Below are 24,234 nucleotides of genomic sequence, written 5' to 3'. Positions count from 1 at the left end.
TGACGACAAAACGCGTTTGAGCGCTTTTGGCCGCTGCGGGCTATCGCCAAATCTCAGTATTGACACAGGGTGAGCAGTCCAACTCTCCTTACAAGAACAATAATGAAGACACGGTGCATGGTGCACTGTTTCGGAACGGTTGTCAGCATGGCCAACCGCACTCGACGAGTGCTGCTGTGCCTAGTCCAGTATCGGACGCCCTATTCGGCGGGCCGATCTTGTCGATATCTTTGCATGATGCGCTTGCCAGTGGCGCTACCAAGATTTGGCGAGTGACAGCATGGATCAGTCATACGCATCATCTGTCAATTCCAGGTGAGGAGATGACGTGGTGACAAAGACGGGGATGCCGAGATCCGGCCATCGGACAAATTCGAGCAACATCAACAACGAGACTCTCAGGCTGCCTCTGGCGGTAGGAGTCGGACGAGCGCACGCCCATCATGGGGAATTCCTCCAAGGCGTCTTTGAAGGGGAAAACGGAAGGCTTTGCCGCGGACTCGTAACCCTGCCGCTCACTTCGCAAGAGTCGCTGGCGACTTTCTGGCCGCATGAACAAACTGGGATTCGACCGCGGCCTGCAAACCGGACCAAAGCGGCACGCGCGGCGGCCCTCACGCTCGAGCATATCGGAGTAGCTGAAGGAGGTGGAGAACTTACGATCGAAAGCCCTATTACGATAGGGCATGGCTATGGTTCCTCGACCGCAGACGTCATTGCAGCGATTCGTGCGGTGGCAGCTGGAGCGGGCCTCACGCTGCGCCAGTCAACGATTGCGCGACTGGCGGTGGCCGCCGAAGGGGCAAGCGACGCCATTGCGTACGGCGACCAACCTCTCCTCTTCGCCCACCGGGAAGGCCGTACGATAGAACATTTCGGTGGCGAATTCCCGCCCCTTCTCTTGGTGGGTTTCAGGGACGGCAGTGCCCGGCCGATCGATACGCTAAGCATGCCACGGGCACGTTACGATGGTGAGGAAATCGGGCTGTTCCGTGTTCTGCGGGGACTGGCGAACCGCTCAATCCGACAACAAGATCCCCGCCTGCTTGGACGTGTCGCAACCATCAGCGCCAGTATCAGTCAGAGGCATCTGCCGAAGGCATCCTTCAATACCGTTTTGGATATAGCACGGGCGCATGACGCGTGCGGTGTGCAGGTGGCCCACAGCGGCACGTTGATCGGCATTCTTCTGGATGCCAACGCACCCAGGGCGGCCATGCGCGCTGCTGAGCTCGCAAGGGAGGTGAGCGGCGCAGGCCTCCAAGGCGTCCATACGTTTGCCCTTAATGCCGAAATGGGGCTAATCCAGTGAGCGCGGCGCAAGACTATTTACGCGCTTATGAGACGCCGCGATTTGCCCAACTCGCACCTAACCTCAACGCCGCCTGCTTTTCCCTCATGAAGCTGATCCCCGCCCGGTTCATGGTCGATCAGGCGGAAGCGTCAGGGCGCCTCAGGCAGGAAGGTCACATCATCGAAACGACGTCGGGCACATTCGGCCTCGCCATCGCCATGCTGGCTGCGGTTCGTGGCTATGCGCTTACACTTGTCACGGCCTCCAGCCTCATCGACCTGAAACTCAGGCGGCGACTGGAACAACTTGGTGCCAAAGTCATGGCCATCGACGATCCTCAAGGAGACGGCAATCAGCGCGGTCGGCTCCAGTATCTTCAGCAGACCCTGCAAGATAGCCCGGGCACGTATTGGCCTCGACAATACGACAGTCCGGAAAACCGTCTTGCCTACGCACGCCTGGCCGACCTCGTTGTTCGATCATTCGGCCGCATCGATTGCCTCGTCGGCTGCGTGGGCACCGGGGGATCGCTTTGCGGAACCGGAGGCTTCCTTCGTGAGCTCTTTCCTGATCTCAGGATGATTGCTGTCGATACCCACAGAAGCATGCTCTTTGGCCAGCCTGTCGGACGTCGCATGCTGCGCGGGCTCGGCAACAGTGTTTTGCCGGACAATGTTCGTCATGAGATGATCGACGACATTCATTGGGTGGGCGCATTGCCGGCTTACGCAACGGCGCATGGGCTGTTTCGCGATCACGGGCTATTCATGGGGCCGACCAGCGGGGCCGCAGCGTTGGTCGCCGCCTGGTTCGCCAGGCAAAATCCGGAAGCCTCCACCGTCGTGATTATGCCAGATGAAGGGCATCGTCATTCGGATACTGTCTACAACCCCGACTGGCTCGCCGGTTTGAAGGATTGGCCAATCTCGATACCCCTTGAACCAACTGTTCTCACGCAAATTCGTCCAGCCGAAGAGACGGCATGGACGAGATTCCCATGGAACCGCAGAACTTTAAACGCCGTCCTCGCAGGGCTGGGCGGCCTGTCCCCTGCGCAGTGACAGGTTCGAATCCAGGCCAGGCGACAAACCAACATCGGCCAGGAGTCAGACGGGGTGCATGACCCGGTGAAGAAAATCCCTAGTGCGTTCGTGTTTGGGATGTCGAAGGAGCTCCTTGGCCGGGCCTTGCTCAACGATCCGGCCGCCGTCGAGAAAGAGGACGCTATCGGAAACCTCTCGCGCGAACTGAATTTCGTGCGTAACCACGAGCATGGTCATGTTCTCGTCTGCCAGCGCGCGCATGACCTGCAGGACCTCGCCGACCGTTTCCGGGTCAAGTGCGGAGGTGGGCTCGTCGAAAAGAATGGCCTGTGGGCGCATCGCCAGGGCGCGGGCGATGGCTACGCGCTGCTGCTGGCCGCCCGATAATGACGCGGGATAGGCATTCGTCTTGTCGGCCAGGCCGACGCGATTGAGCAATGCCATGGCCCGCTCGCGGACCTGGTTCCTATTTTCCTTCAGCACGTAGAGCGGCCCTTCCATGACGTTTTCCAGGGCGGTGCGGTGCGGAAACAGGTTGAAGCGTTGGAAAACCATGGAAACACGGGTGCAGATGGCGTGAACCTGGGGCGAGGCGGCATCCACCACGGTGCCATCGATGCTGATGCGACCGCGCTGATAGGTCTCAAGCCCGTTTACACATCGTAGAAGCGTCGATTTGCCGGAACCCGAGGGCCCGATCAGACATACGACCTGTCCCTTGGCGATCTCGGCGTTGATTCCCTTGAGGACTTCATGGGCGCCGAAGGACTTGTGCACGTCGTCGAAGGTGATCATCCCGCCGCCCCAAGATAGCTCTCGACTCTGCGCATAAACAGGTTCAGCGGAACGGTCAGGCACAGGTAAAGCAGTGCCACCAAAGTAAAAACTGTCATGTTGTCGAAAGTGGACGACGCGAGCATCTTACCCTGCATGGTCAACTCCTGAACCGAAATCACCGACACAAGCGAGGAGTCCTTCAGCAGCATGATCATGTTGTTGGCGTAAGGCGGCAGGATAATCTTGACCGCCTGCGGCAGCACGACGCGGCGCATCATCAACGCACGCTTCATCCCGATCGATTTTGCCGCTTCCACCTGACCTTTGTCGACCGCCTCGATGCCCGCGCGGAAGGTTTCGCCGAGATAGCAGGAGTGAGCCAGGCCCAGCCCGATCGTACCGGCCTGGAGCGCAGTCAGGTTGATGCCGATCTCGGGCGCGACAAAGTAGATATAAAAGAGAACCACCAGCAGTGGTATGCCGCGCACGAAGTCGACAAGAAGCCGCGTCGGCACGGCGAGACAGCGTATCTCCGATGTCCTCAATAGCGCCCAGACAAGGCCGAGCGCCGTCGCAAGACAGAGCGCAAGAAGGGTTATCATGACGGTCAGCCAAACGCCGTGAAGAAGAAGCGGTAGATATTCCGTTGCGTGCGCGATGAAATTGGTCATGGCCGGCTTCCTCTTGGCACGTTCCCGACCGTCAAGGCCGGTCATTCCGATGCGATCCTATGGTCCTGCCAGCCGACGCTAGTTTCGAGCTCGATGGGGATGGCTTCAGAGGCCATATTTGGCAAATATTCGACTTAGTTCGCCGCTCTCCTTCAGCTTGGCGATGGAGGCATTCACCTTTTCGAGAAGCAGTGGATTTTCCTTGGCAACCGCTAACGCGACTTCGCCTTTTTTCATCGGCCGATAGCCGTCGACGAGGCGGACACCCAACTCGGGGTTCTTTGAAAGCTGATATGCGACGATCGGGGCGTCTCCAAAGCCGGCCTTGATGCGGCCCAGGACCACATCACGCATCATGTCAGCGATTGAGTCGTAGAGCTTGACTTGACCGAAGACGCCAAGTGCTTCCAGAGCCTCAGCGTAGGTCGAGCCGATCTGCGCGCCGACAGTCTCACCCCTCAGCTCTTCGATCGTGTAGTTGTTGCTGTCGCCGGCAGCAACAAACATCGCCTCGCCATAGGCGTAAACCGGCGTGCTGAAATCGATCACCTGCTTGCGCTTGTCGGTTATGAACATGCTGGCGGAAATCAGATTGATCTTGTCGGTCGTCAATGCCGGGATCAGGGCTGGAAAAGCGTTTACCTGGAAGTCAGCGGTCGTACCAAGGTTCGCGGCAATCGCACTTGCCAGATCGACCATCGCGCCAGTCGGCTTTCGGGTTGCGGTGTCGACAAACGTGAACGGCACTCCGGTTGGCGTGACGCCGACTCTGAGCGTTTCCTCAGCCATCGTCTGAGTTGCCATTGCGACACTGCTGGCTGCGAGCCAGCCGATGAGTGTTTTGCGAAGCATGAAAATTCCCCTTTCATCATGTTTGAATCGAGGTTCCGCTCGCTAAGCGAGTTGAATTTGCCTCTCGTGGATAGCTTTTGGAAGTCGCAATACCGTCCAGTGATGGACGAGATCATCAGTCGATCAGAAGTCGCATCTGTTCATGATCGTCTCTATCTTCTCTTCAGGACATCTTGGCCGCACGTTGTTCATGAGAGGGCGCGAAATAGTCGTAGTCCCCGGTAAGGTGTTTCCACGCGTCGGCAACTGACCGAAACGATTGTTTTGCTTGGTCCGGGCTGGTCGAACGATCCAAATCCTTGAGGCCGCTCGCTGTCACGATGGCAACGACGCTGTCCGACCGCGCGATCGTGCCCTCGCGTCTCAAGGATTCAATAGCTGCAAGTGGAGTCACCGAGGCAAGCTCGGCAAACACTCCCTCGGTGGCCGCAAGCTGCTGCTGCATGTCTATCAGGCCGCAGTTGCCGACCGGCATTGCTATGCCGCCAGATTCACGCAGCGCGCTGAGCGCCTGAAACGTGCTTCGTGTGGTGCCGATCGAGATGGCAAGCGTGTCGAAACCCGCGGGAACCTCGGCGACCAGATCGGCCTTGCCGGCAAGCGCTTTGGCCAAGGATCCGTGCACTTCCGCCGCCAGGAGTCTCGGCAGCCGATCGATCCTGCCTTGGCTGAGAAGATCCTTGAATCCCGCCCAGAGCCCGGCAAGCGCGTCGCCATAGCAAACAGGCAAGGCGCACCAGTCCGGCACGGCTCCGTGCATCTGTTCGACGATCTCGTAAGCCAAGGTCTTGTAGCCCTCGATCCCGACAGGATGACTGCCAACCACGGGGCTGTGAAAAGGCGACGTCGCAAACCATCCGAGGCGCTCGGTACCGGCGGCAAGCAATGGCCAGCGATGGGATTTGTCGGCCAGGGATACGACGCTGGCGCCGTATTTGCGGATCTGCGCCAACATTGCGCCGGCGGTGCCTGAGAATGTGACAACGACGCATTTCAGGCCCGCCCGTGCAGCATAGGCGGCAAGTGAGGCCCCGGCGTTCCCCGACGAAGCAGTCGCCACCACGCGTGCGCCACTCAAACGTGCCATGGACACCGCCACGGTCGAGAAGCGGTCCTTGTGGGACCACGTAGGGTTTGCGCCTTCGTCCTTGATAAGAAGCTTAGGGACGCCGAGCTGCTTTCCCAGCCTCTCGGCGCTCAGCAGCGGCGTCAGGCCCTCGCCCAGGGAGATTGCATCGCTGAGCCCACAAGGAAGCATGTCGGCATAGCGCCAGAGCGAGGGCAGCGCGGCACCCGCTGCCGATGTAGCTCCGGATGGATCGTAGACGACCTTAAGATTGGCTGGCGCTTCGGCGCAGCATATCGGGCAGCCGCGTGAGTCTATTTTGGTATCGATCCGGAACAAGGCGCCGCATCGAATACAGGAAAAACCTACCGCGCGGCTCATAACGGCACCCGGGTGATTGCATCGTGCGTCTCTGTCAGCCGCTCCACGCCGCCCTGGCGAACAACCACCATGTCCTCAACCTGGAGTCCCCAGCGGCCGATTTCGTAGTAGGGGGTCTCCACGCACAGCACCATTCCTTCTTCAAGGACGTCTGTACTGCGCGCCGAGAGCGTCGGCGCATCATAACCATCAAGGCCGATGCCATGGCCGACGTGATCGCGCTCGTAGTGGGCAATTCCTTCGCTCTGAACCACCCGCACCACCGTCTCGAAGAGCTGTGCTGCTGGCAGGCCGGGTCGGATAATGTCGCAGGCATGCTGAACGCCGCGCAGCAGTGCCTGCTGAAGCCGATGCGCCTGCGGCGGCGGCTCGCCCAGCGTGGCGATGCGGGCAATGTCGGCGCGGTAATGCCGAAACCGGCCACCGACGTCGAAGCGGATGATCTCTCCAGCGCGCAACCTGCGGTCAGACGGCTGGACGTTCATGAGCGCGCTGCGCTCGCCAAAGCCGATGCATCCCAGTACGGGCAGGGCGCCTTCCTCGACCGTCCTGATATGAAAAGCGCGCGCCAGGTCTGCTTCGGTGGCGCCTTCCTGAGCAACGGCGAGTGCTGCTTGAATGGAGCGTTCGGCAATCTGGGCAACTTGGCCGAGCCGTTCGATTTCATCTGCCGTTTTTACGGCACGAACCTCGCGAAGCAACGCGGTGGCTGGTAGGAACGACGCCTTGGGAAAATGGGCTCTGAGGGTTTCCTGGTATCCTGGCGCGAGCCCCGCCTCGTCTATGCCGATCCGCCCGCGACCGAGCTGGGCTTCTTCCAATGCGCCGATCAAAGCCGCAATTGCATCGCCATGCCTCGGCAGGTCGCGAAGCTGCAGGTGTCGTTCATTGGCGCGGTCCACGGCGGTCGAGGAACCGACATCGGCGTAAAAGTCGCCATAGCGCCGCACCTTGCTTACCCAGACTTCCTGATCGGCAACGAGGTCGAGAGTGCTGGTGCTGGCGATGATTTCAGGCGTGCCTTTGTCAGGAGCCGGCCACACCACATAGGCCTGCGGGCCACGACGAATCCATTGCGGCAAAGCCCAGAAGCCGCTCATATAGGTCACGTTTTCCGGCGTCGTGGCTATAACGGCATCAAGCCCAGCTGCCGACATGCATTGTTTCAGGCGGGCCTCGTTAAGCAGCATGGTGGGAATCCCGAGGCTGTTTTGTTTCTGGAAAGCCGAGGCCGGCTGAGATGCGCGCCGCAGCCGCCATTACTGCCTCTCCAACCTCGGCGATCTCCACATGCGGCCCCACAGACCGGGGGTAGGCCACGCTTATCGCCGCGACGATCATGCCCGATGCATCGCGAAGCGGTGCGCCGACCGCTATCAGCCCGGTAAAGTTCTCGTCCAGTGAGGTTGTGTAACCGACAGATTCGGACGCTCTGATCTGAGCCACGAGCTTGTGTGGGTCCGTGACGGTGCGTACGGCAACCTGCTCCAGCGGACCTCGTCCAAGGATACCAATGACTGCTTCACCGCTCAGCTCCATCAGGAGTGCCTTGCCCAAAGCGGTGGAGTGCAAGGGGAAAATTTCACCAGGGGAAGAACGAATGACGACCGGACTCTTGCTTTGCACGGTCAGGAGATAAATCCCGCAATTGCCCCGCCTGATACCGAGGAATGCGTTGAAGCAACCTTCGGCGGCCAGCGCCTGCAGTTCGATTTCTGCCAAACCAACCAGGCGGTCTCTGCCCAGGACCTTCCGCGCTAGCGCCAGGACAGAGTGACCGAGCCGGTAGCGCCGCGAGTCTGGCGACTGCTCGACATAGCCCTGCTCTGCCAGGGTATTCAGAATTCGCTGCACGGCGGGAGCACTCTGCTCAAGCCTGCGGGCGAGTTCGCGCACCCCGACCGCTTCGTCCGCTTCCTTGAGGACGTTGAGGACCGCAAGGCCACGTTCCAACGAAAGATTTCCTGTCACAGGCGTTCCTTATTTCGGAATGGCGTTCCGCAATATGATGAGAAAAGCAGCAATGGCGGCGCCTGTCAATGACGAATGTTCACTATAGTGTGTCGTCCTAAAGTGTACGCAGCGACGACCATGCCCTCATGGACCTACGGGTGGTTGTCGGCTTGAACGTACAGAGGATTCGGCGCGCACAAGCCCTCTCTCAAGAGGAACTGTCGTTCCGTTCAGGGTTCACGCGCGCCTATCTGAGTGGTCTCGAGGCCGGCCGGCGCAATCCCACAATTCTGTCGCTTGCAAAGCTTGCCACTGCATTAAGCGTCGACATCGAGGACTTGACCAAACGGCTAGGCAAAGACGCCCCAGCCGTGACGCCGCGTGCGCGCCGCAGCAGAAAATCCTGACCCTCCGCCGCCTCCTGGCCGGTGGATCACGGCGCGTTGCGACGGATGAGCTCCTCCACGTCAACCTGCAATGCCAACGCCAGTACCTCCAAGGTATCGACCGTCGGTGAGTTCTCCTCCCGCTCGAGCTTGCCGACATAGTTGCGATCAAGGCCGGCAAGGTCCGCGAGCTGTTCCTGCGACAAGCCGGTACCTTGGCGAAGCAACCTCAGATTGCGAGCAAAAACCGACCTCAGCCTCATGCGGCGAGGCAGTCAGAACGCGCCCTTTAGTGCCACCTACTATAGTAGTCAAACGTCATGCCGCAGGTTGCGGTCGGGCCTAACTTATTTATTCTTTCTTTGTCTCAGTACATTGAAGGGGCGTGAAATGTCGACGGTTCATGGAAGCGTCTTACAGCACCAGTTAACGCAAATCTTTGAAGCAACCGCGCTGATTGATCGTGCAAGCAGCGTCGCCGAAATCATTCGGCAACTGCGCAGGAGCATCGAACGTCACGGCTATGCAGCCTGTCTCGTCACCGAATTGCCACGCCAGGACACCGGATCGCTGGATGGACACATCCTTGTCAACGGTTGGCCGGGGGAATGGTACGACCACTACATGGCTGCCGGACACTATCGCCATGATCCTTGCGTTGCCTTGTGCCGTGGTGCGATCGGGCCGTTCCTTTGGAGGGACGTCCATCACGGCCTGACGAACAGCAATGCGAGGAAGGTGATGAACGAGGCAAAAGAGTTTGGGCTTTGGGACGGGATCTGCATCCCAATCCAGGCTTCATTTGGCGATCCGGCCTGTGTAACGGTTGCCGGACGCGAAATTGATTTGGCGCCGACGGTGCGCTGCACAGTTCATGCCCTTGCGCGCCATGCCTACTCAGCTGCCGAACGACTCGTCGGCAGCTCGCTCAGGCGGCCGAGACAAAAGCTTTCCCAACGGGAGCGTGAAATCCTGCAGTGGGTCGCTGGCGGGAAGACCGCATGGGAGGTTTCCCGAATACTTGGTATTTCGGAAAACACCGTGACAACCCATCTGCGCAATATCAAGCAGAAGCTCAGCACCGCCAATGTCGTGCACGCCATCGTCGAGGCTTATCGCAGGCGCGAAATCGAACTTTGATCCATCCTCAGATCTGGGTATTTCATTGGCAATCGTCGCGTGGTCGGATGGGGTTCCATCTCGAGGAACCGCAATGATTCAGGTCCATGTCGTCGACGCGTCAAACAGCTTTGCCTATCGAGGGGATCTCGACAGTTACTTCCGCCTGCGACATGAAATCTATGTCGATGAACGTGGCTGGCACGAGCTGAGGCGCCCCAACAGCCGCGAGATCGACCCGTTTGATACACCAGAGGCGATTCATCTGCTCGGCATCCAGCCGGGAAGAGGTGTCGTTGCCGGATCCCGCCTGGTGCCGAGCCTCAGACCGCATCTGATGAGCGAAATCTTTCCGCAACTTGCCGATGGTGGCGTTCCGCGCCGACCCGATATCCTTGAGTGGACCAGGTTTTTCGTGGCCCGGGATTTTCGCGAGCCCGGCCGACCCTGCCAGGCCGCCGGCGTGATCTACTGCGGAATTCTGGAATTCTGCATTCAAAGAGGCATAAGCAATCTGACGATTGTCTGTGAGGACTACTGGTTCGACCGGTTGGCATCGATCGGCTGGTGCCCAAGGCAGCTTGGGTCTTCGTTCGAGTGCGATGACATGACGATCATCGGCGTGATGGTCGACGTCGGCCCGTCCGCCTTGGCCGCGACGCGACAATTCTATCGCATAACCGGCCCGGTACTTTGGGCCGAAACGCCATTCAAGCGGCTGGCCTGACCGCGGGGCCGCTTTTGGGCGTCACGCCTCGAACGAACATGCTGCCTGGCACTCGCAGAGGGCGGCGACGCACTATCGCGTGCAAATCGGCTGTCTGCCTCGCGCCATAACAGCCATTCAAAGACGGAGGTGTAAAGACGGGCGCGCGCCCAGGCGGGGCAAGCGGTACCAGCCTTGGCATCGAAGAAGGAGGTCTGGGAAAAGGACACACCGGATCTTGAAGAGTACGACTTCTCCTTCGATCCAATTTCTTTTTTTGGGCAGTTCACGCCCGAGAGCCTGGTGAAGGCGACGGACACAATTCTTGAGGGCCTGGCCAAATTTCCCGACGCGTCGCTGTTATCGTGCGGACTGGCTTGGGATCACGTCTTAGCGGCCAACCTCGGCTTTGACGAAAAGCCTGACGAACATTGGCGCGTGGCGTCCGAACTGGAAGCAAAGGTTCTTCCGCGGGCCAACCTCGGACCCGACGCAAGAAAAAGCTGCTTGTGGTCAAACGTCTACGTCAGCGCGCATGAGGGCAACTTCGATCTGTCTCTGCGCAGGGCCGACGAGGTGATTGCGCTTTCGCCCGGAGACGCGTTTCGCCGGCCCACTTCAACCCGCGCGACGTCCTTCAAAGCTGGGGGGCGATCTTCACAAAGCGGTCTGCGGCCTCGACCGCAGTTCGTATCCTGCTGCACAGCGCGAAATTCTCGGCCACCATTTCTTCACTGCGTTGAAGTGCGCGCTCGGTCTGGTGGATGCGCTGCCTGGCATTGGCAACTTCCGATCTCAAAACATCGGCCGCTATCCCGTGGCCCTGGGGTTTCATCGTGTCCATGGATCCCAAATAAATGAGAGCCGATATCGCTCCCTGATGTCGGGCGAAACGGGGTATCGCAGTTCCTCCTACCAGTGATGAGCGCTGCAATATGGCCCGGACCGTCATTGCAGCCGCGACAAAGGCGCGATGGCCGAATGACCAGCCAAAACATCCGCCGTTGGGCAAAGCGCTATGGGATCGGGCGGCAGATTCGAGTCTGCCTCTCGAAGGCAGCGACTATTTGCATTACGAGCATTTCGCCAGCTTGGGAGGGGCGGGCGATCTTCTCGTCAACGGTGTGTAAAAAGCGAACGTAAGGCCGGATATGGAATGCTCAACTCGCGGTTGGAATGCCGGCGGGTTTTTCAATGGCGATCTCGCAGCTTTTTCACTGCCTTGGCGAGGTTCTGACGGTCGTTGCCGATTTTTTTAATCAGCTTGCTGACTTGACTTGGCGAAATGCGATTTTCCCGCGCGAAACGTTCCACCTCATAAAACGCATCGACCGACAGGCGGCCTCGGTCGACGTCGTCTCGGGTGCTGTTGTTCTCGTTCATTTCCGTTTTCCTACTCACTCAGCAGCTGCAAATGAGAATCCGCCCGCCACTCCTCGATTTGGCGGGCGGATCCTATCAGCGAAGGAAGGGACTTTAGCTGCGCAGATGCAATTTCTGGGGACTGTTTGGAGCGTCATTTCTGGCTAACGAGCATCAGCTCGCGACTATTCCAACCACCAAGAAGGTGATGGAGATGGCGAAAACCGGTGCAAGCAGCCAGCGAGCTTCGTGAACACTGTTCTCCATAGGCTCCTCCCCTGAGGGACCGCAACGAGTACGAACAGACGCAGTTCCGGACGGCTACACGTGGGGGCCCATTGCGCGCAGCAACTCAGGCTTAGGTCCCTACGCACGGCCAGCCTGAAGGCTCAGTTTTGAACGTCTGTAGAAGCTGTTTGGGCGGGAGTTTTTGGCGCAATGTTTCGCGCCCACAAAACCCACAAGCCCACAAGGAGAGCCGGGGAGCAAGGTCCGCACCCAAGCACTGGGAGGAGGGCTACATCAGAGCAATGAATGCCACCGGTGTAAAAATCAGGAAGATCGCCATTACTATAGTCACGGCAAGCGCAAGGCGCTCTGTTCGCCTGACAAGGGCAGCGACCTCCTCGTCGCTCGACGAAATGAGATCAACAGCCGAGAAATCTGTTGGGCTAGAAGTTTGATTGTCATTTGCGGGTCGGCTTGCGACCTCATCGGCGTCCTGTCTGCTCTGGATAAGGGGCACAGTTCTTTCCGCTGTTAAAGCCAACATCGGGTGCCCCTGATGGAGGACTTGCAGTGGGCACCCGGCGAACCACCGATAAGGGACATTGCTCGGCGGCATAATACAATCCATCGGTAAGGTCTTGGTTGCCGCCCTTCAGCCCTAAGTCTTCGACGCAAAGACTTCAGTCTTCCCCCGTTTCGGACCATAGCCCCGTGGCGGAACTAATTACCTGTCGCTCGCGGTACGGCAAAGACGCACTGTTCAGCAGGGTCGGGCGCTTGTCTGCACGAGCTGCGACCGCGCCGGCCGGTGAGGGTGGGATCCATTAAGCTCCGGAGGAACTGAAGCGCTCGCGTTGTGCGGAGATGGCCGGCACCCATCGGGAGCGAGGGAGGGCATGGGATAGGTGCCGGCCAGGCGGAATCAGGTCCGCCGCCGCGTCAGCGTAGCTGACCCATCCCTCGGTGTCATTGGCTGACCACCGGATCGGCGCCCTATCCGTCGCACGCATAGCCCGGTGGCTTCGGAGCTCACCGACGATTCCCAGTCGGTTCCGGGCACGCCGCCGAGCCTGCTCAGCATCCGCGACGGCAAGTCCGGCTACGACGTGACAGCGGCGGCTACCGCGTTCGCGACGTTCAACGTGCTGAGCTATCGCCGCACGCCCGATGAGGTGCTTGGTTGCTTCGACCGGCTTTGCGCCGATGCTGCTTCTGCCTGCCTGGTGGAGCTGAAACGGCGGCGGCATCGCCTGCACGGCAGCAACGCGATCGATCTCGCCGAAACAATTCCCCTAAAGCCTACGAGGCAGTGTTGGACCGTCTCGATGCGGAAGCACGATCAAGGCTTGGCACCGTCAGCGCGCCTCCTGCGGCCGGCGATCTCCCGCCGCCCGAGCAATGCCGGCTGGTTACCGAGGAGACATGGCGATTGAGCCGCTTGCCGAGACCCGCAATCGTCACCGGCTTCGGCTCGATACCTTATCTGCCGACGAATCTTTCGGACAGGCCGGCAGCGGCGAGGTTGCGCGCGATTGCCTCGGACAGCCTTTGCCGGCTGGAAAACGACCTTCTTCGACTGCCACGGAAGACCGGCTTCATACCATTTTGGAGCGGGCGGGGATTGCGGATTAACCAATAGGACGGGTGACGCTTTTCGCGTCTGATCTTTCTAGAAACCAGGCCATAAGCTGATCCGACGCGCTTCAAATCATATTTCAGTCTGATATTGCAATTGCAATTATCATACTGTAGGCTGATTTCTATAGATAGAAAAATCAGGCCGTCATATGAAAACGGATATACGAAAGAGGGCGCGGGAGCGCCTGGATGAGCGGCTTGCGGACTTGCAGCCCGTAGATCGGCTGCGTCCGCCTCCCAAGGGCTGGATACGGGCGATCCGGGATGCGCTTGGCATGAGCGGCGTTCAGCTTGCAGCCAGGCTCGGCGTGCGTCCGCAGACGGTGGAGGCGCTTGAGAAATCCGAGGCCTCCGGTTCAATCCAGCTCAGCACGTTGCGGCGGGCCGCCGAGGCGCTGGACTGCACGCTGGTCTATGCGCTCGTGCCGAACAGCTCGCTGGGGGAAGCCGTCAATGCGCGAGCGCGGAAGATCGCGACGCGCGCGCTTGCGCGTGTTGCCCATACGATGAAGCTGGAAGCGCAGGAAACCGGCGATGCCGGGATGGAAGCGCGCATCGAGGCTTATATCCGCGACCAAGTCAAAGACCGTGATCTGTGGGAGGGGCCGTGAGCGACCTCTTCGCGGAACCCGACGACGCGACGCCGCTGGAGCCGGAGGAGCGCGAAGGACTCCTGCAAAGCTGGATTACGCATCGCGGCGATCTCAACGAGGCCGAGCAGGAGAATATCCTGGCAGGGGTGGCGTGGGCGCGCGGGCGGCGCGGGCGCAAGCTGCAGGACATTCTCAGCATCGACGTCGCCATGACGTTGCACAAGCGCATGTTCGGCGATGTGTGGAAGTGGGCGGGGACTTGCCGCACGACGGCGCGGAATATCGGGGTCGATGCGTACCGCATCCAGACCGATATGGCGGCGCTGTTCGACGACGTGCGCTATTGGGTGGAGAATGGGACGTATTCGCCGGATGAAATCGCCCTGCGGCTGCATCACCGGCTGGTTGCCATTCATCCTTTTCCGAACGGGAACGGGCGTCATGCGCGGCTGATGGTCGACCTTCTAATCGAGCGGCTCGGCGGCGAGCCATTCAGCTGGGGAGGGGGCGGACTCGCGGATACCGGCGAACTGCGCACCAGCTATGTGGCGGCACTGCGGGCGGCGGACAATCATGACATAGCGCCGTTGCTGGTTTTTGCGCGGTCGTAGTTCTTTCAATTTCATGGCGCGTCCTGCTCCGCTTGGGGCTACGCAGGATCGGGCTCTACTCGCCGCGCTCACCAAGCCCCGCCGGTCTTGGTCCGGTGACGATCTCTCGCGCAAGACCTAGTGAGCAGGACAGCCGTGCCGGCTGACCCCTTTCGTTTTGGGGCCTGCGGCCCGACCGCCGTCAAGGCTAGGCCCTGCAGGCGGAAAACGCCGGCCGTGTTGTCGCTGCGCTCCGGCCCGCACCATCCCGGGCGTTTTCCGGCCTTGACCGCAATCTCCCGCTCATTGGCGCGGGCCTAGTCGGTTGCATGCGCAACCGCAAGACTAGGAGAAAGACCAGTGAAAACCGATGTTTATGAACGCATCACCAGCCGCATCGTGGCTGAACTGGAGCAGGGCGTGCGGCCTTGGCTCAAGCCCTGGAATGCCAAACATGCCGCCGGGTGGATTACCCGGCTCCTACGTTCCAACGGCATGCCCTATTAGGGAATCAATGTACTGATGTGGGGCGAGGCCGTGGCCAAAGGCTATTCCGCGCCGATCTGGATGACTTTCAAACAGGCGCTGGCGGGGCTTCTCCAAGTTCAGGTACGCCACTGCATAGACGCTCTTATCAGGTGCAGCACTCTATGCTTTGACGGGTGCCTTGCGCGCCCTCTTCATCGGCGACTTGACGGCCGTTGCGGTTGTTGTCGCCGCTGCCGTGCGAGCAGCTCGTTTTGGTTCTTCCGCCGCAGCTGTTGCTGGCGCTGCCGCCTTGCGCCCAAGCCCGATTGATTTCGCTAGGGCCGAGCGGGTCGCCGCGTAGTTCGGCGCCACCATCGGATAGTCGGACGGCAGGCTCCATTTCTCGCGGTACGCGTCGGGCGTCAGATTGTAATGGACTCCGATGTGCCTCTTGAGGGATTTGAACTTCTTCCCATCTTCCAGGCAGATGATGAAATCGGGTGACACTGATTTCTTGATCGACACCGCCGGTTCCAGTTTGACTGCGGCCGGAGCCACAGGCGTGCCGATCCCTTGCAAAGCGACATAGGTGTCCCCGATCAGCTTCGCCAACTCGCCGACCGGCAGGGGATTGTTCGAAACGTAGGCGGAAACGATGTCGGCAGTAATCGATACGAGATCAGCCAGGTCGCTTTGGTCTGGAGAAACGGTCATCGAGTTTTCCTCTTGTCTAATGGCGCGCGTTGAAATGGATGAGCTGTTTATTGCCAATCACGCAAACAATTCGTTATTTCCGCCAACAAACGTTATTCGCCGCAAATATCAAGCCGGCAAGCTTCGCTTTATCGGCTCCAGGCAAGCTTGGGAGGGGCTCGATGTCGACAGCCTGCTGGTCGAGAAGACTGAAGGGAGCAGCGGCTTCGGGACCTCGATGAAGCAATGCAACAGCAGCTGTTCGGCTGACGCGAGCGGCTGACAAGCTGGACGCAATCGGCGGCGACAGCACTGTCCTATTCCCGTGTGTGAGCACGCCCAGCATGGCGGGGGCGCTGGCTCGCGAGCGGCGGATCATCAGCGCTAGGATCGCCGCAACATAGGGCATCATCAACACATATTGGTAAGGAATGGCGATGCCGATGCCTTGGATTTGCAATTGCAGCGCGTCGAGGAAGGAAAACACTAGTGCCGCTACCAAAATCGGGTAGGGCCGCCACAGACCGGCGATGACGATGATGATCGCCAGCCAGCCGCGTCCGTTGGTCACGTCCGGCACGAAACGCGCCGCTTGGCCGACAGACAGGAACGCGCCAGCGAAGCCTGCCATCACGCCCCGAAGACCACAGCAGCATACTGGACCGAGGCCACCTTCACCCCTTGCCCCTTCGCCTTGGCTGGGGGGCAGGTCCGCGCCGCGGCTGTCAATGCCACGATCGCCCTCCATCAAACAACGGACGGCAGGAAAAGAGCGCCTACGCCGACGGGACGCAGAAACCTCGATGAAATTTCTACGAGGCCTGATCCGGCCCTGAAGCGGATGCTTTCCGACCATTTCGACGAAATGGGCGTCCGCAGCGGCGACGTGTTCGTGATGATGGGCCTGGCAACGTCGGAGGGCCTCTATAACGTCTGGAGCGCTGAAGCGCTCAAATCAGGCATCATTACGAAAGTCTTCTCATACTCGGACGAACCTGGCTATGTCACTGGTGGAACCGATGACGAATCGGGCGACGTCGTTAATATCCCGCCTGAGATCGAGCTTTTGCGCAAATAGGCGGCCAGCCCAGGAGCCAATCAGCCCAGAAGGTTGCGAGCCGTGCGCATGAATATTCTGGATCCGATCGGGATCAGGTCGTCTGGAAAGTCATAGTCGGGGTTGTGCAGCGCAGGGTACGGCTCGCCGGCGCCGAGGAAGAACATGGCGGACGCTGCGCTATGGCCGAACAGGCCGAAGTCTTCCGAAGCGCGCATCGGCAGGGCTTCCTCTGTGCGTGGCACGCCTTCTTCGTCGAGCGCGCGCTGCAGATGTTCCACGGCATCCGGCGCGTTGACGCTGGCAACGAAGATCTCGTGATAGTCGTAGCGGGCCGAAAGACGATGCTCTCCAGCGATCTTTTCCACCAGCGCTTCCGCGGCGGCGCACAGGTCCGCCATGCACTCATCGCGCCTTGTGCGCAGCGTCGCCCACACTTTTGCATTTCCCGGCGCAATGCCGAACACAGCTTCGCCCATCAGGGCATGGGTGACGGTCACCATACTGAAATCGTCGTCAGCGAAGGTTCCGCGCCCGAGCGCGGGCAGTGCCGGCATCAGCTGGCTGACCGCCAACATTGGCGAGACACCCGTTTCGGGCATCGACGAATGCGCGGTCTTGCCCTCCAGCAATATTCGCATGCCGCGTGAAGCACAGTTGACCACGCCGGGTTTGATACGCACCTCACCGAACGGCACACCGGGCAAATTGTGCAGCGAGAACGCCAAATCCGGCGCGATCTCGGAAAAGCGCGGATCGGCGACGACGCCGGCCGCGCCATTGCCGGTCTCTTCCGCCGGCTGGAACATCAGCACGACGCGGCCGCGGGCAGGCCTTTCGCGCCCGAACTGGCGGCCAAGTGCGGCGAGGATCGCGGTATGTCCGTCATGGCCGCACATATGCGACTTTCCCTGTACGAGCGACGAATGAGAAACGCCTGAAAGCTCATAAATCGGCAGCGCGTCGAGTTCCGACCGGAACAGGACTGTCGGACCGGCTTTGCCGCTTTCATATACTGCCGCCACACCGTGGCCGCCCAATCCGGTTAGCACCTTGTCCGGCGCTGTGTCGGCGAGGAAGTCGACAACCTCGCTCGCGGTTTTCTCTTCCTCATTCGAGATTTCCGGATGCTGGTGCAGCCTGCGGCGCCATGCCGTCAGCTCGACAATGTCTCGATTGGTCAGGGTCATTTTTTTCCTGCTTCGCTTGGCGCTAGAGCAATTCCAGGAAACGTGTGAAACGGTTTTCCGTTCGGAATTGCGTCAAGACAAAGAGATAGAGCGGCTCCGCGATTCTATCAAAAACTGAACCGCTCTTGCAACCGCCAGTTGGACTGGCCCGAATTTAGGTGTCCAGTGCCAAGGGGACGGGATGGTTCCCGGAGCCCAGCCCGAAGGCCCGACGTGGTCGGCTCCGTGCTGCAGCCGACCGGTTCGATCCGAGCCGTGCCTACATCTTGAACACGCAAAGCAGCGCAGACTTCCATAACGACGCTACACGTGTCCGGCGTTGATACCTGGATAGGGCGAGCTGTGCCAAGACGGGTTCTCGGGGCGCCTCAAGCTATGTCCTTCAACGTGTCCAGCGGCCCTTTCAGAGCCGACCTCGGTTGGATCAACTCCGGGGCAATCAGGAAAATCTGCGGCGCCGTCGGCGGTTCATTGATCAGCTCGAACGCCTTCGCGATCATCGCCTCAAAATTCTGCCGCACCATGATTACGGGGAAGGGTAGAAAAGAGGCGAATGGGTCATAGTCGTAGCAACCGACGACAAGCTCGCTAAACATCTCCGCCGGCCGGCCCGCCATGAAACGCAGCAGACCCTCCATATTGATTGACGAATTGATGAACAACGCGCGCGGCAGCTTGCCATGGCGTTGGCAAAACGCCTCGAAGGCACGCAGGGTTATGTCGGGCGAATAGCCGGAGGACTGTACTCCGTCATCAGGGTCGGCGCCCAACAGTGCCTTTTTGGTCGCATGGAAAGCGGCGATGCGTTCGCGGCTTGCGTGGTCGTTGCGGCCGCCAAACAGAAACAGCTCGTCCGGCCGCAGAGGGTCATCATTGCCGAACTGGCGGATGATTGCCTCCGTCAGCATCCGCGCGCCCTCATAGTTGTCGCTGATCACCGAATGCGCCTTTGCTCCCGGTAGGTCGATGTTGATATGCCTCAGTCCCGCCGCCTCGCAGACCTCGTGCACGCCGTCCGGATCGGTGGCGCCGACGATGAAGAGCTGGTCGATTGAGTAGGAGATCAGCGTTTCCGCGGTCCGGCGTTCCTCTTCCGGGTCGCGGCTGGCACTGACCACGACCGGGCATTGACCGCGGCTGCGCACATGTCCCTCAAATGTCTGCGCCATGGACGAGAAGTAACGATTGTCATGGATAGGCAGCATCAGGCCGACCAGGCCCGATCGCGAGCGTCGCAAGCCTCGCGCCTGCAGATTGGTGGTGTACTGGTGGCGTTCGGCGAGGCTGAGAATTGTTTCCGCCGTACTTTCCTTGATGCGGCGCTTGCGCCAAGTGCCGTTCAGCACCGCGCTCACGGTCGACGGCGAACTGCCCGATAGTACGGACAGGTCATAGATCGTCGCCTTCTTCTTGACCTGCTGATCCATCTGGCCCTCCGGAGCGTCTCTTTAGAGCAATATCCCGCTAGAGCAATATCTCGCTTGACGAGCGCATCATGATGCACAATAGTTAATGCACCATCGATTGTGCAAGCACAAAACGGTGGCGGAGGTGTGTTCCCGTTCGGAACGTTATGGGAGGAGTACAGATGAAAAAGTTCATGATCGCGGCGCTCGCCGCGACCCTTATGCTTGGCGGATCAATCGCTGCCATGGCACAGCAGGCCGGCAAGGTCGGCGTCGTCGTCAAAATTGGCGGCATTCCCTGGTTCAACGCAATGGAGGCGGGCATCAAGGAGCGCGGCCAGAAGCTCGGCGTCGACGCATTCATGGTTGGCCCGACCAGTGCCGATCCGGCACTGCAGGTCCGCGCCATCGAGGATCTGATCGCACAGGGCGTGAAGGTCATAGGGGTCGTGCCAAACGATGCGAAAGTGCTTGAACCTGTCCTGAAGAAGGCCAAGGACGCCGGCATCATCGTCATCACGCATGAATCGCCTGGCCAGAAGGGCGCCGACTGGGATTTCGAACTCGCGTCCGCGACCGGCTTCGGTGAGGCTCATGCCAAGCTCTTGGCGGATAAGATGGGCGGCAAAGGTGAATATGCAGTCTTCGTTGGTTCGCTGACAGTGCCGCTGCACAATGCCTGGGCCGATGCGGCAATCGCGTATTTGAAGAAGAACCATCCGGACATGAAGCTTGTCGGCGATCGTTATGGCGTCGCCGAGGATGTGGACAAGAGCCGCAGCACGGCACTTGACCTGATTTCCGCCAATCCCGGCTTGAAAGGCTTCCTTGCCTTCGGCAGCCAAGGCCCGATCGGCGCTGGCCGCGCAATCGAAGAGCGCCGGAAGGTGGGCCAGATATTCGTGCTCGGCCCATTCTCGCCAGGTCAGGGCCAGAAGCTCATCAAGAGCGACGCGATCTCCGGCGGCTTCATGTGGAATCCGAAACAGGCGGGTGAGGTTTTCGTCACGCTGGCCGACCAGCTCATGAAGGGCAAAGAAGTCAAGGATGGCGATACGATCGAAGGGCTAGGGACAGTCAAGCCCGACTTCGAAAACCACAACATCATCGTCGATCAGCTGGTCCCGATCAACAAGGACACTGTCGACGGCCTCGCGGCGATGGGCCTGTAAAGCCGCCCAAGGCTGTGGCAGCCGGGCTGACCTCGAGCCAGCCCGGCTGAGGATGTGTCAACGCAATTAGATCCAGGTTCAACTCGATGGCTGATCAGGAACCCGATGGCTCCGCGTCACGGCCGCTGCTATCGCTCCGCAATGTGAACATGACGTTTGGCGGCGTGAAGGCCCTGAAGAATGTCAGCTTTCAGGTTCTGCCGGGCGAGGTGCATTGCCTCGCCGGCGAGAACGGTTCGGGCAAGAGCACGCTGATCAAGGTCATCACTGGCGTGTACAAGCCCGAGGCTGGCGCCGAGATCGACTATGACGGCCAGAACTACGCCCATATGTCACCGGTGACGGCGCAGGCCGGCGGAATTCAGGTCATCTGGCAGGACCTCGCCCTGTTCCCCGAGATGACCGTCGCCGAGAACATCGCGTTCCAGACTGTCATCGGCCGCTGGCCGCGGCCGGTCAACTATGCGGAAATGCGGCGTGTCGCGACCAACGCGTTGCGACGTCTTGGTGTTACCCTCGATATCGATCTCGCACTCCACAATTTTCCCATCGCACAGCGGCAGATCGTAGCGATAGCGCGCGCGCTCGTCGGCGAAGCGAAGCTCGTCTTCATGGATGAGCCGACGGCCTCGCTCACCCAATCTGAAACCGATTATCTGCTGGACATTGTGCGCAATCTGTCGGCGTCGGGCGTTGCCGTCGTGTTCGTCAGTCATCGCTTGGCGGAGGTTCTCGAAATCTCCAGCCGTGTGACGGTGCTGCGCGATGGTGCCTTGGTTGGCGTCTATCCGACCAAAGGTCTGACCCAATCGCGCATCACGGAGCTGATGACTGGTAAGACCTTCGACTATTCCGTCCTGCATCGCGATTTGAGCACGAGCCCGGTTATGCTTGAGGTTAAAGGGCTGTCGCGGCCCGGCGAATTCGAGGACGTGTCATTGACGGTCCGGCGCGGCGAGACGCTCGGCGTCACCGGGCTGCTCGGGGCAGGGCGCACCGAGCTGGCGTTGACGTTGTTCGGCATGCGCAAGCCGAGGTCCGGCTCTGTTGTTCTGGATGGCAGGCCCGTGCGCTTCGGTTCCAACCGTGAGGCGATCGCCGCCGGCGTTGCCTATCTTTCGGAAGACCGGCTGTCGCTCGGCCTCATTCAGCCCCAGTCAATTGCCGACAACATGGTCATCGCCTCGCTGGACAAGGTTCTTTCGGGCGGTTTCATTTCGAGCGATCGCAAATGGTCCCTGGTCAGTAGCTGGATAAGGGATCTCGGAATTAGGATCGGAAAGCAGGAAGACGCGGTCTCGACCCTGTCGGGGGGAAATCAGCAACGTGTCGCAATTGCAAAATGGCTGGCGACTGAACCGAAACTGCTGATCCTCGACGGACCGACGGTCGGTGTCGATGTCGGCGCGCGTGCCGGCATATTCGATATCGTTTCCAAGCTGGCCGACAGCGGCCTGTCGATTATCCTGATCTCGGACGAGGTGCCTGAAGTCTATTTCAACGCGGACCGTGTGCTGCACATGGCTCAGGGGCGCATTGTCGGCGAATACGTTCCCGGCGCCACGTCCCTCCAGGCGATCGAAGAGGCGGTCTATGCGTAGGTTTGTCCGCTCTCACGCAACGGAGCTGGCTTTGCTCGCCGTGATCGCGGTCATCTGCGCCTTCCTGTCGTTTGCGACAGACCGGTTCTTCACCCTCGGCAATGCGTTTGACCTCCTGAACACAAGTTCGGTCAACATCATCTTCGCCGTCGGTCTACTCGTCGTGCTAATTGCCGGCGGCATTGATATCTCCTTCGCGGTTGCTGCCTCCGTCGTGCAATATCTGACGGCGATCGTCCTTGGCTGGATCGGCGGCGGGAATTGGATTGTCGGCCTCACCATCGCTGGCGCATTGGGCGTCACCTTGGGCTGCATCAACGCTTTCCTGATCCACAGGTTTAGGATCATCTCGATCGTCGCCACGATTTCGACCTTCAACATTTTCTTCGGCTTGCTGATGTTCTTCACAGGCGGCGTTTCGATCTACAATCTGCCGGACTGGCTCACCGCCCGCGTGGTGCTGTTCGAGCGCGAGATGGCTGATGGCACCTGGGCGGAGATCACCCTACCCGTGCTCATTATGGCGATCTGCGTATTCGCTACCTGGGCGTTGATCACGCGCACGACCACTGGTCGCCAGCTCTACGCTTTCGGCGACAATCCGGAAGGCGCGCGCCGCTTCGGCATCAATGTTGGGGCCATGCAATTTATCGCCTTCGGCTGGCTTGGCCTGATGGCAGGCATCGCCGGTCTCGTCCAAGCGCATTACGCGCAGGAAGTGGTGCCTAACGCCCTATATGGGCGCGAACTCGACGTCCTGGCAGCCGTGGTCCTTGGCGGTGCGCGGCTTGGCGGCGGCAAAGGCAGCGTGCTCGGCTGCATTCTTGGCGTTCTGTTGGTCTCGATCACCCAGAACGGACTTAATTTGATGGGCGTGTCGCCTTTCGCGTTCAAGATGATCGTCGGCACCATCATCCTAGCCGCCATTACCCTGTCGAACACCAGCATCGAACGCGTGCTGCCGTTCCTGAAAAGCCGGCGGGTGCCTTCATGACGGCTGTGATTGAACGCGTCCGCAACTTGCTCGGCCCCGAACTGGCAGGTCCGCTTGCCGCGTTGGTGGTAGTCATGATCGTGTTCGGCATTGCCGCACCGAACTTCCTTTCCCGGGCTACTTTTGGATCCGTCGCGTACCAGCTGCCGGAACTCGGCCTGCTCACACTCGCCATGCTGCTCCCGATCCTGACCGGCGGCCTGAACCTGGCCATCACCTTCACGGCCAACATCGCCGGGCTGACGCTCGCTTGGATTCTTCAAAGCCAGGGCGGCGTCGACGCGGGCATCGGTGCCTTTGTCCTTGGCGCGATCCTTGCCCTTGCGGTCGGAGCACTTAGTGGACTGACCATGGGGCTCGTCATCGCCTACACCAAGGCTCACCCCATCCTGGTCTCGCTGTCGATGATGATTTTCCTGCGCGGTCTCGGTGAGTTCCTGACGCACGGCGGCGACGTGTCCGGCTTCCCTAGCTTCCTGGCGCCGATCGGCTACGGGTCGATTCTTGGGATCCCAATTCCGTTGCTCATTTTCATCGCTTGTGTGCTGATCTGGCACCTCCTGCTGACGCGCATGAAGCTGGGCTTCAACACCTATATGATCGGCTCCAACATCGAGGCCACGCGCTACTCCGGCATCAATACACGCAAGGTCCAGGTTCTGGTCTACACATTGTCCGGTGCGATGTGCGCGGTCGCCGGCATCATCATGCTCGCGCGCTTCAATTCGGTGCGTGTAGGCCACGGCGAGTCTTACCTGCTGATCACTGTGCTTGCCTGCTTTCTTGGCGGGGTCAATCCGTTCGGCGGTTTCGGTCGCGTGATCCCTGTGTTCGTCGCGCTCGTGGTGCTCCAGCTTCTGTCCTCGGGACTCAATCTGATGGGCGCCAATCAGCATCTGGCGACGGCGGTCTGGGGCATTTTGATGGTCACGGTGATGATCCTGCGCTGGCTTGCCGGGCGCCTAAAGTTCCTAAACACAGACAAAGGGTGAGT

General features: G+C 59.9%; 27 protein-coding genes and 1 pseudogene. 15 read left to right on the top strand and 13 right to left on the bottom strand.

The features are described 5' to 3' along the window. The first annotated feature begins 328 nt into the window (after positions 1-328). The gene (locus NKH13_RS09430) at positions 329-1,312 is read left to right on the top strand and encodes a GHMP family kinase ATP-binding protein (RefSeq protein WP_352912336.1); all 984 of its coding nucleotides are present in this window, start codon (positions 329-331) and stop codon (positions 1,310-1,312) included. Then, the gene (locus tag NKH13_RS09425) at positions 1,309-2,355 is read left to right on the top strand and encodes a pyridoxal-phosphate dependent enzyme (RefSeq protein WP_352912334.1); all 1,047 of its coding nucleotides are present in this window, start codon (positions 1,309-1,311) and stop codon (positions 2,353-2,355) included. The genes NKH13_RS09430 and NKH13_RS09425 overlap by 4 nt, the downstream gene beginning before the upstream one ends. 45 nt (positions 2,356-2,400) lie before the next feature. On the opposite strand, the gene NKH13_RS09420 is transcribed toward NKH13_RS09425, so the two are convergent. From NKH13_RS09420 to NKH13_RS09395, 6 genes are all read right to left on the bottom strand, one after another. Beyond that, positions 2,401-3,132, bottom strand: a complete 732-nt coding sequence (locus tag NKH13_RS09420) for an amino acid ABC transporter ATP-binding protein (RefSeq protein ID WP_352912332.1) — start codon at positions 3,130-3,132, stop codon at positions 2,401-2,403. Further along, on the bottom strand, positions 3,129-3,785 hold the full coding sequence (locus NKH13_RS09415) for an amino acid ABC transporter permease (RefSeq protein WP_352912330.1): 657 nt from the start codon (positions 3,783-3,785) through the stop codon (positions 3,129-3,131). The genes NKH13_RS09420 and NKH13_RS09415 overlap by 4 nt, the downstream gene beginning before the upstream one ends. 105 nt (positions 3,786-3,890) lie before the next feature. Next, positions 3,891-4,637, bottom strand: a complete 747-nt coding sequence (locus NKH13_RS09410; RefSeq protein WP_352912328.1) for an ABC transporter substrate-binding protein — start codon at positions 4,635-4,637, stop codon at positions 3,891-3,893. Between the two features lie 163 nt (positions 4,638-4,800). Then, on the bottom strand, positions 4,801-5,895 hold the full coding sequence (locus NKH13_RS09405) for a threonine synthase (RefSeq protein WP_502912363.1): 1,095 nt from the start codon (positions 5,893-5,895) through the stop codon (positions 4,801-4,803). Between the two features lie 185 nt (positions 5,896-6,080). Beyond that, positions 6,081-7,274, bottom strand: coding sequence for a M24 family metallopeptidase (locus tag NKH13_RS09400; RefSeq protein WP_352912324.1), 1,194 nt, complete (start codon positions 7,272-7,274; stop codon positions 6,081-6,083). Further along, positions 7,264-8,037, bottom strand: coding sequence for an IclR family transcriptional regulator (locus NKH13_RS09395; RefSeq protein WP_352912323.1), 774 nt, complete (start codon positions 8,035-8,037; stop codon positions 7,264-7,266). The genes NKH13_RS09400 and NKH13_RS09395 overlap by 11 nt, the downstream gene beginning before the upstream one ends. A 146-nt stretch (positions 8,038-8,183) precedes the next feature. On the opposite strand from NKH13_RS09395, the gene NKH13_RS09390 reads away from it, so the two are divergent. Then, positions 8,184-8,444, top strand: coding sequence for a helix-turn-helix domain-containing protein (locus tag NKH13_RS09390; protein ID WP_352912321.1), 261 nt, complete (start codon positions 8,184-8,186; stop codon positions 8,442-8,444). Between the two features lie 26 nt (positions 8,445-8,470). Here NKH13_RS09390 and NKH13_RS09385 read toward each other — a convergent pair whose 3' ends face one another. Next, entirely contained in the window at positions 8,471-8,686 is a 216-nt protein-coding gene (locus tag NKH13_RS09385; RefSeq protein WP_352912319.1) for a helix-turn-helix domain-containing protein, read from the bottom strand. A 127-nt stretch (positions 8,687-8,813) separates the two neighbouring features. Between NKH13_RS09385 and NKH13_RS09380 the strand changes: the two genes are divergently transcribed. Both NKH13_RS09380 and NKH13_RS09375 read left to right on the top strand, forming a co-directional pair. Then, positions 8,814-9,563 (top strand): autoinducer binding domain-containing protein, encoded by a 750-nt coding sequence (locus NKH13_RS09380; RefSeq protein ID WP_352912318.1) that lies wholly within the window; start codon positions 8,814-8,816, stop codon positions 9,561-9,563. Then, positions 9,511-10,269, top strand: a complete 759-nt coding sequence (locus NKH13_RS09375) for an acyl-homoserine-lactone synthase (protein ID WP_352912316.1) — start codon at positions 9,511-9,513, stop codon at positions 10,267-10,269. Before NKH13_RS09380 ends, NKH13_RS09375 begins: the two co-directional genes overlap by 53 nt. Before the next feature lie 616 nt (positions 10,270-10,885). Here the strand turns inward: NKH13_RS09375 and NKH13_RS09370 are convergent. After that, positions 10,886-11,092: a hypothetical protein gene (locus NKH13_RS09370; protein ID WP_352912314.1), complete on the bottom strand. Its 207-nt coding sequence runs from the start codon at positions 11,090-11,092 to the stop codon at positions 10,886-10,888. A 347-nt stretch (positions 11,093-11,439) separates the two neighbouring features. Then, a complete protein-coding gene (locus NKH13_RS09365) occupies positions 11,440-11,631 on the bottom strand; it encodes a DUF3606 domain-containing protein (RefSeq protein ID WP_352912313.1) in 192 nt (63 codons plus the stop codon). A gap of 1,223 nt (positions 11,632-12,854) precedes the next feature. Here NKH13_RS09365 and NKH13_RS09360 point away from each other — a divergent pair. From NKH13_RS09360 to NKH13_RS09340, 5 genes and pseudogenes are all read left to right on the top strand, one after another. Then, positions 12,855-13,271 (top strand): hypothetical protein, encoded by a 417-nt coding sequence (locus NKH13_RS09360; RefSeq protein WP_352912311.1) that lies wholly within the window; start codon positions 12,855-12,857, stop codon positions 13,269-13,271. After that, positions 13,261-13,470: a hypothetical protein gene (locus NKH13_RS09355; RefSeq protein ID WP_352912310.1), complete on the top strand. Its 210-nt coding sequence runs from the start codon at positions 13,261-13,263 to the stop codon at positions 13,468-13,470. The genes NKH13_RS09360 and NKH13_RS09355 overlap by 11 nt, the downstream gene beginning before the upstream one ends. A gap of 155 nt (positions 13,471-13,625) precedes the next feature. Then, positions 13,626-14,087 (top strand): mobile mystery protein A, encoded by a 462-nt coding sequence (locus NKH13_RS09350; protein ID WP_352912308.1) that lies wholly within the window; start codon positions 13,626-13,628, stop codon positions 14,085-14,087. Further along, positions 14,084-14,680, top strand: a complete 597-nt coding sequence (locus tag NKH13_RS09345) for a mobile mystery protein B (RefSeq protein WP_352912306.1) — start codon at positions 14,084-14,086, stop codon at positions 14,678-14,680. The genes NKH13_RS09350 and NKH13_RS09345 overlap by 4 nt, the downstream gene beginning before the upstream one ends. 339 nt (positions 14,681-15,019) lie before the next feature. Further along, positions 15,020-15,247, top strand: a pseudogene (locus tag NKH13_RS09340) (ArdC-like ssDNA-binding domain-containing protein); the annotation flags it as partial. A 60-nt stretch (positions 15,248-15,307) separates the two neighbouring features. Here the strand turns inward: NKH13_RS09340 and NKH13_RS09335 are convergent. After that, on the bottom strand, positions 15,308-15,841 hold the full coding sequence (locus tag NKH13_RS09335) for a Ros/MucR family transcriptional regulator (RefSeq protein WP_352912457.1): 534 nt from the start codon (positions 15,839-15,841) through the stop codon (positions 15,308-15,310). Between the two features lie 73 nt (positions 15,842-15,914). Then, positions 15,915-16,451 (bottom strand): ABC transporter permease family protein, encoded by a 537-nt coding sequence (locus NKH13_RS09330; RefSeq protein WP_352912304.1) that lies wholly within the window; start codon positions 16,449-16,451, stop codon positions 15,915-15,917. Here NKH13_RS09330 and NKH13_RS09325 point away from each other — a divergent pair. Beyond that, on the top strand, positions 16,413-16,898 hold the full coding sequence (locus tag NKH13_RS09325; protein ID WP_352912303.1) for a hypothetical protein: 486 nt from the start codon (positions 16,413-16,415) through the stop codon (positions 16,896-16,898). The two genes, NKH13_RS09330 and NKH13_RS09325, sit on opposite strands and share 39 nt — an antisense overlap. Before the next feature lie 20 nt (positions 16,899-16,918). Here the strand turns inward: NKH13_RS09325 and NKH13_RS09320 are convergent, their stop codons facing one another. Further along, the gene (locus NKH13_RS09320; RefSeq protein ID WP_352912301.1) at positions 16,919-18,067 is read right to left on the bottom strand and encodes an amidohydrolase; all 1,149 of its coding nucleotides are present in this window, start codon (positions 18,065-18,067) and stop codon (positions 16,919-16,921) included. A 368-nt stretch (positions 18,068-18,435) separates the two neighbouring features. After that, positions 18,436-19,494 carry a LacI family DNA-binding transcriptional regulator gene (locus NKH13_RS09315; RefSeq protein WP_352912300.1) on the bottom strand — a complete coding sequence of 353 codons (1,059 nt, stop codon included), beginning with the start codon at positions 19,492-19,494 and terminating at the stop codon, positions 18,436-18,438. A 161-nt stretch (positions 19,495-19,655) separates the two neighbouring features. On the opposite strand from NKH13_RS09315, the gene NKH13_RS09310 reads away from it, so the two are divergent. The 4 genes from NKH13_RS09310 to NKH13_RS09295 all read left to right on the top strand — a co-directional run bounded on the left by NKH13_RS09310 (position 19,656) and on the right by NKH13_RS09295 (position 24,232). Further along, positions 19,656-20,645 (top strand): autoinducer 2 ABC transporter substrate-binding protein, encoded by a 990-nt coding sequence (locus NKH13_RS09310; protein ID WP_352453092.1) that lies wholly within the window; start codon positions 19,656-19,658, stop codon positions 20,643-20,645. 86 nt (positions 20,646-20,731) lie between these two features. After that, positions 20,732-22,246: a sugar ABC transporter ATP-binding protein gene (locus NKH13_RS09305; protein WP_352912298.1), complete on the top strand. Its 1,515-nt coding sequence runs from the start codon at positions 20,732-20,734 to the stop codon at positions 22,244-22,246. Beyond that, positions 22,239-23,240, top strand: coding sequence for an ABC transporter permease (locus NKH13_RS09300; protein ID WP_352912296.1), 1,002 nt, complete (start codon positions 22,239-22,241; stop codon positions 23,238-23,240). The genes NKH13_RS09305 and NKH13_RS09300 overlap by 8 nt, the downstream gene beginning before the upstream one ends. Then, positions 23,237-24,232: an ABC transporter permease gene (locus NKH13_RS09295; protein WP_352912294.1), complete on the top strand. Its 996-nt coding sequence runs from the start codon at positions 23,237-23,239 to the stop codon at positions 24,230-24,232. Before NKH13_RS09300 ends, NKH13_RS09295 begins: the two co-directional genes overlap by 4 nt. Positions 24,233-24,234: the final 2 nt, after the last annotated feature.

The sequence above is a fragment of the Mesorhizobium sp. M1348 genome, assembly GCF_040317925.1.
GTDB lineage: Bacteria > Pseudomonadota > Alphaproteobacteria > Rhizobiales > Rhizobiaceae > Mesorhizobium.
This window is presented reverse-complemented; position numbering and strand designations above follow the sequence as displayed.

What these genes read in the sequence shown, in the direction of transcription:
- NKH13_RS09315 (WP_352912300.1), bottom strand. Translation starts at nt 19,494, where the DNA reads ATGGATCAGCAGGTCAAGAAGAAGGCGACGATCTATGACCTGTCCGTA.
- NKH13_RS09350 (WP_352912308.1), top strand. Translation starts at nt 13,626, where the DNA reads ATGAAAACGGATATACGAAAGAGGGCGCGGGAGCGCCTGGATGAGCGG.
- NKH13_RS09310 (WP_352453092.1), top strand. Translation starts at nt 19,656, where the DNA reads ATGAAAAAGTTCATGATCGCGGCGCTCGCCGCGACCCTTATGCTTGGC.
- NKH13_RS09305 (WP_352912298.1), top strand. Translation starts at nt 20,732, where the DNA reads ATGGCTGATCAGGAACCCGATGGCTCCGCGTCACGGCCGCTGCTATCG.
- NKH13_RS09330 (WP_352912304.1), bottom strand. Translation starts at nt 16,451, where the DNA reads ATGGCAGGCTTCGCTGGCGCGTTCCTGTCTGTCGGCCAAGCGGCGCGT.
- NKH13_RS09295 (WP_352912294.1), top strand. Translation starts at nt 23,237, where the DNA reads ATGACGGCTGTGATTGAACGCGTCCGCAACTTGCTCGGCCCCGAACTG.
- NKH13_RS09400 (WP_352912324.1), bottom strand. Translation starts at nt 7,274, where the DNA reads ATGCTGCTTAACGAGGCCCGCCTGAAACAATGCATGTCGGCAGCTGGG.
- NKH13_RS09365 (WP_352912313.1), bottom strand. Translation starts at nt 11,631, where the DNA reads ATGAACGAGAACAACAGCACCCGAGACGACGTCGACCGAGGCCGCCTG.
- NKH13_RS09380 (WP_352912318.1), top strand. Translation starts at nt 8,814, where the DNA reads ATGTCGACGGTTCATGGAAGCGTCTTACAGCACCAGTTAACGCAAATC.
- NKH13_RS09415 (WP_352912330.1), bottom strand. Translation starts at nt 3,785, where the DNA reads ATGACCAATTTCATCGCGCACGCAACGGAATATCTACCGCTTCTTCTT.
- NKH13_RS09405 (WP_502912363.1), bottom strand. Translation starts at nt 5,895, where the DNA reads ATGCTTCCTTGTGGGCTCAGCGATGCAATCTCCCTGGGCGAGGGCCTG.
- NKH13_RS09420 (WP_352912332.1), bottom strand. Translation starts at nt 3,132, where the DNA reads ATGATCACCTTCGACGACGTGCACAAGTCCTTCGGCGCCCATGAAGTC.
- NKH13_RS09385 (WP_352912319.1), bottom strand. Translation starts at nt 8,686, where the DNA reads ATGAGGCTGAGGTCGGTTTTTGCTCGCAATCTGAGGTTGCTTCGCCAA.
- NKH13_RS09355 (WP_352912310.1), top strand. Translation starts at nt 13,261, where the DNA reads ATGGCGATTGAGCCGCTTGCCGAGACCCGCAATCGTCACCGGCTTCGG.
- NKH13_RS09320 (WP_352912301.1), bottom strand. Translation starts at nt 18,067, where the DNA reads ATGACCCTGACCAATCGAGACATTGTCGAGCTGACGGCATGGCGCCGC.
- NKH13_RS09300 (WP_352912296.1), top strand. Translation starts at nt 22,239, where the DNA reads ATGCGTAGGTTTGTCCGCTCTCACGCAACGGAGCTGGCTTTGCTCGCC.
- NKH13_RS09390 (WP_352912321.1), top strand. Translation starts at nt 8,184, where the DNA reads ATGGACCTACGGGTGGTTGTCGGCTTGAACGTACAGAGGATTCGGCGC.
- NKH13_RS09370 (WP_352912314.1), bottom strand. Translation starts at nt 11,092, where the DNA reads ATGGACACGATGAAACCCCAGGGCCACGGGATAGCGGCCGATGTTTTG.
- NKH13_RS09410 (WP_352912328.1), bottom strand. Translation starts at nt 4,637, where the DNA reads ATGCTTCGCAAAACACTCATCGGCTGGCTCGCAGCCAGCAGTGTCGCA.
- NKH13_RS09375 (WP_352912316.1), top strand. Translation starts at nt 9,511, where the DNA reads ATGTCGTGCACGCCATCGTCGAGGCTTATCGCAGGCGCGAAATCGAAC.
- NKH13_RS09335 (WP_352912457.1), bottom strand. Translation starts at nt 15,841, where the DNA reads ATGACCGTTTCTCCAGACCAAAGCGACCTGGCTGATCTCGTATCGATT.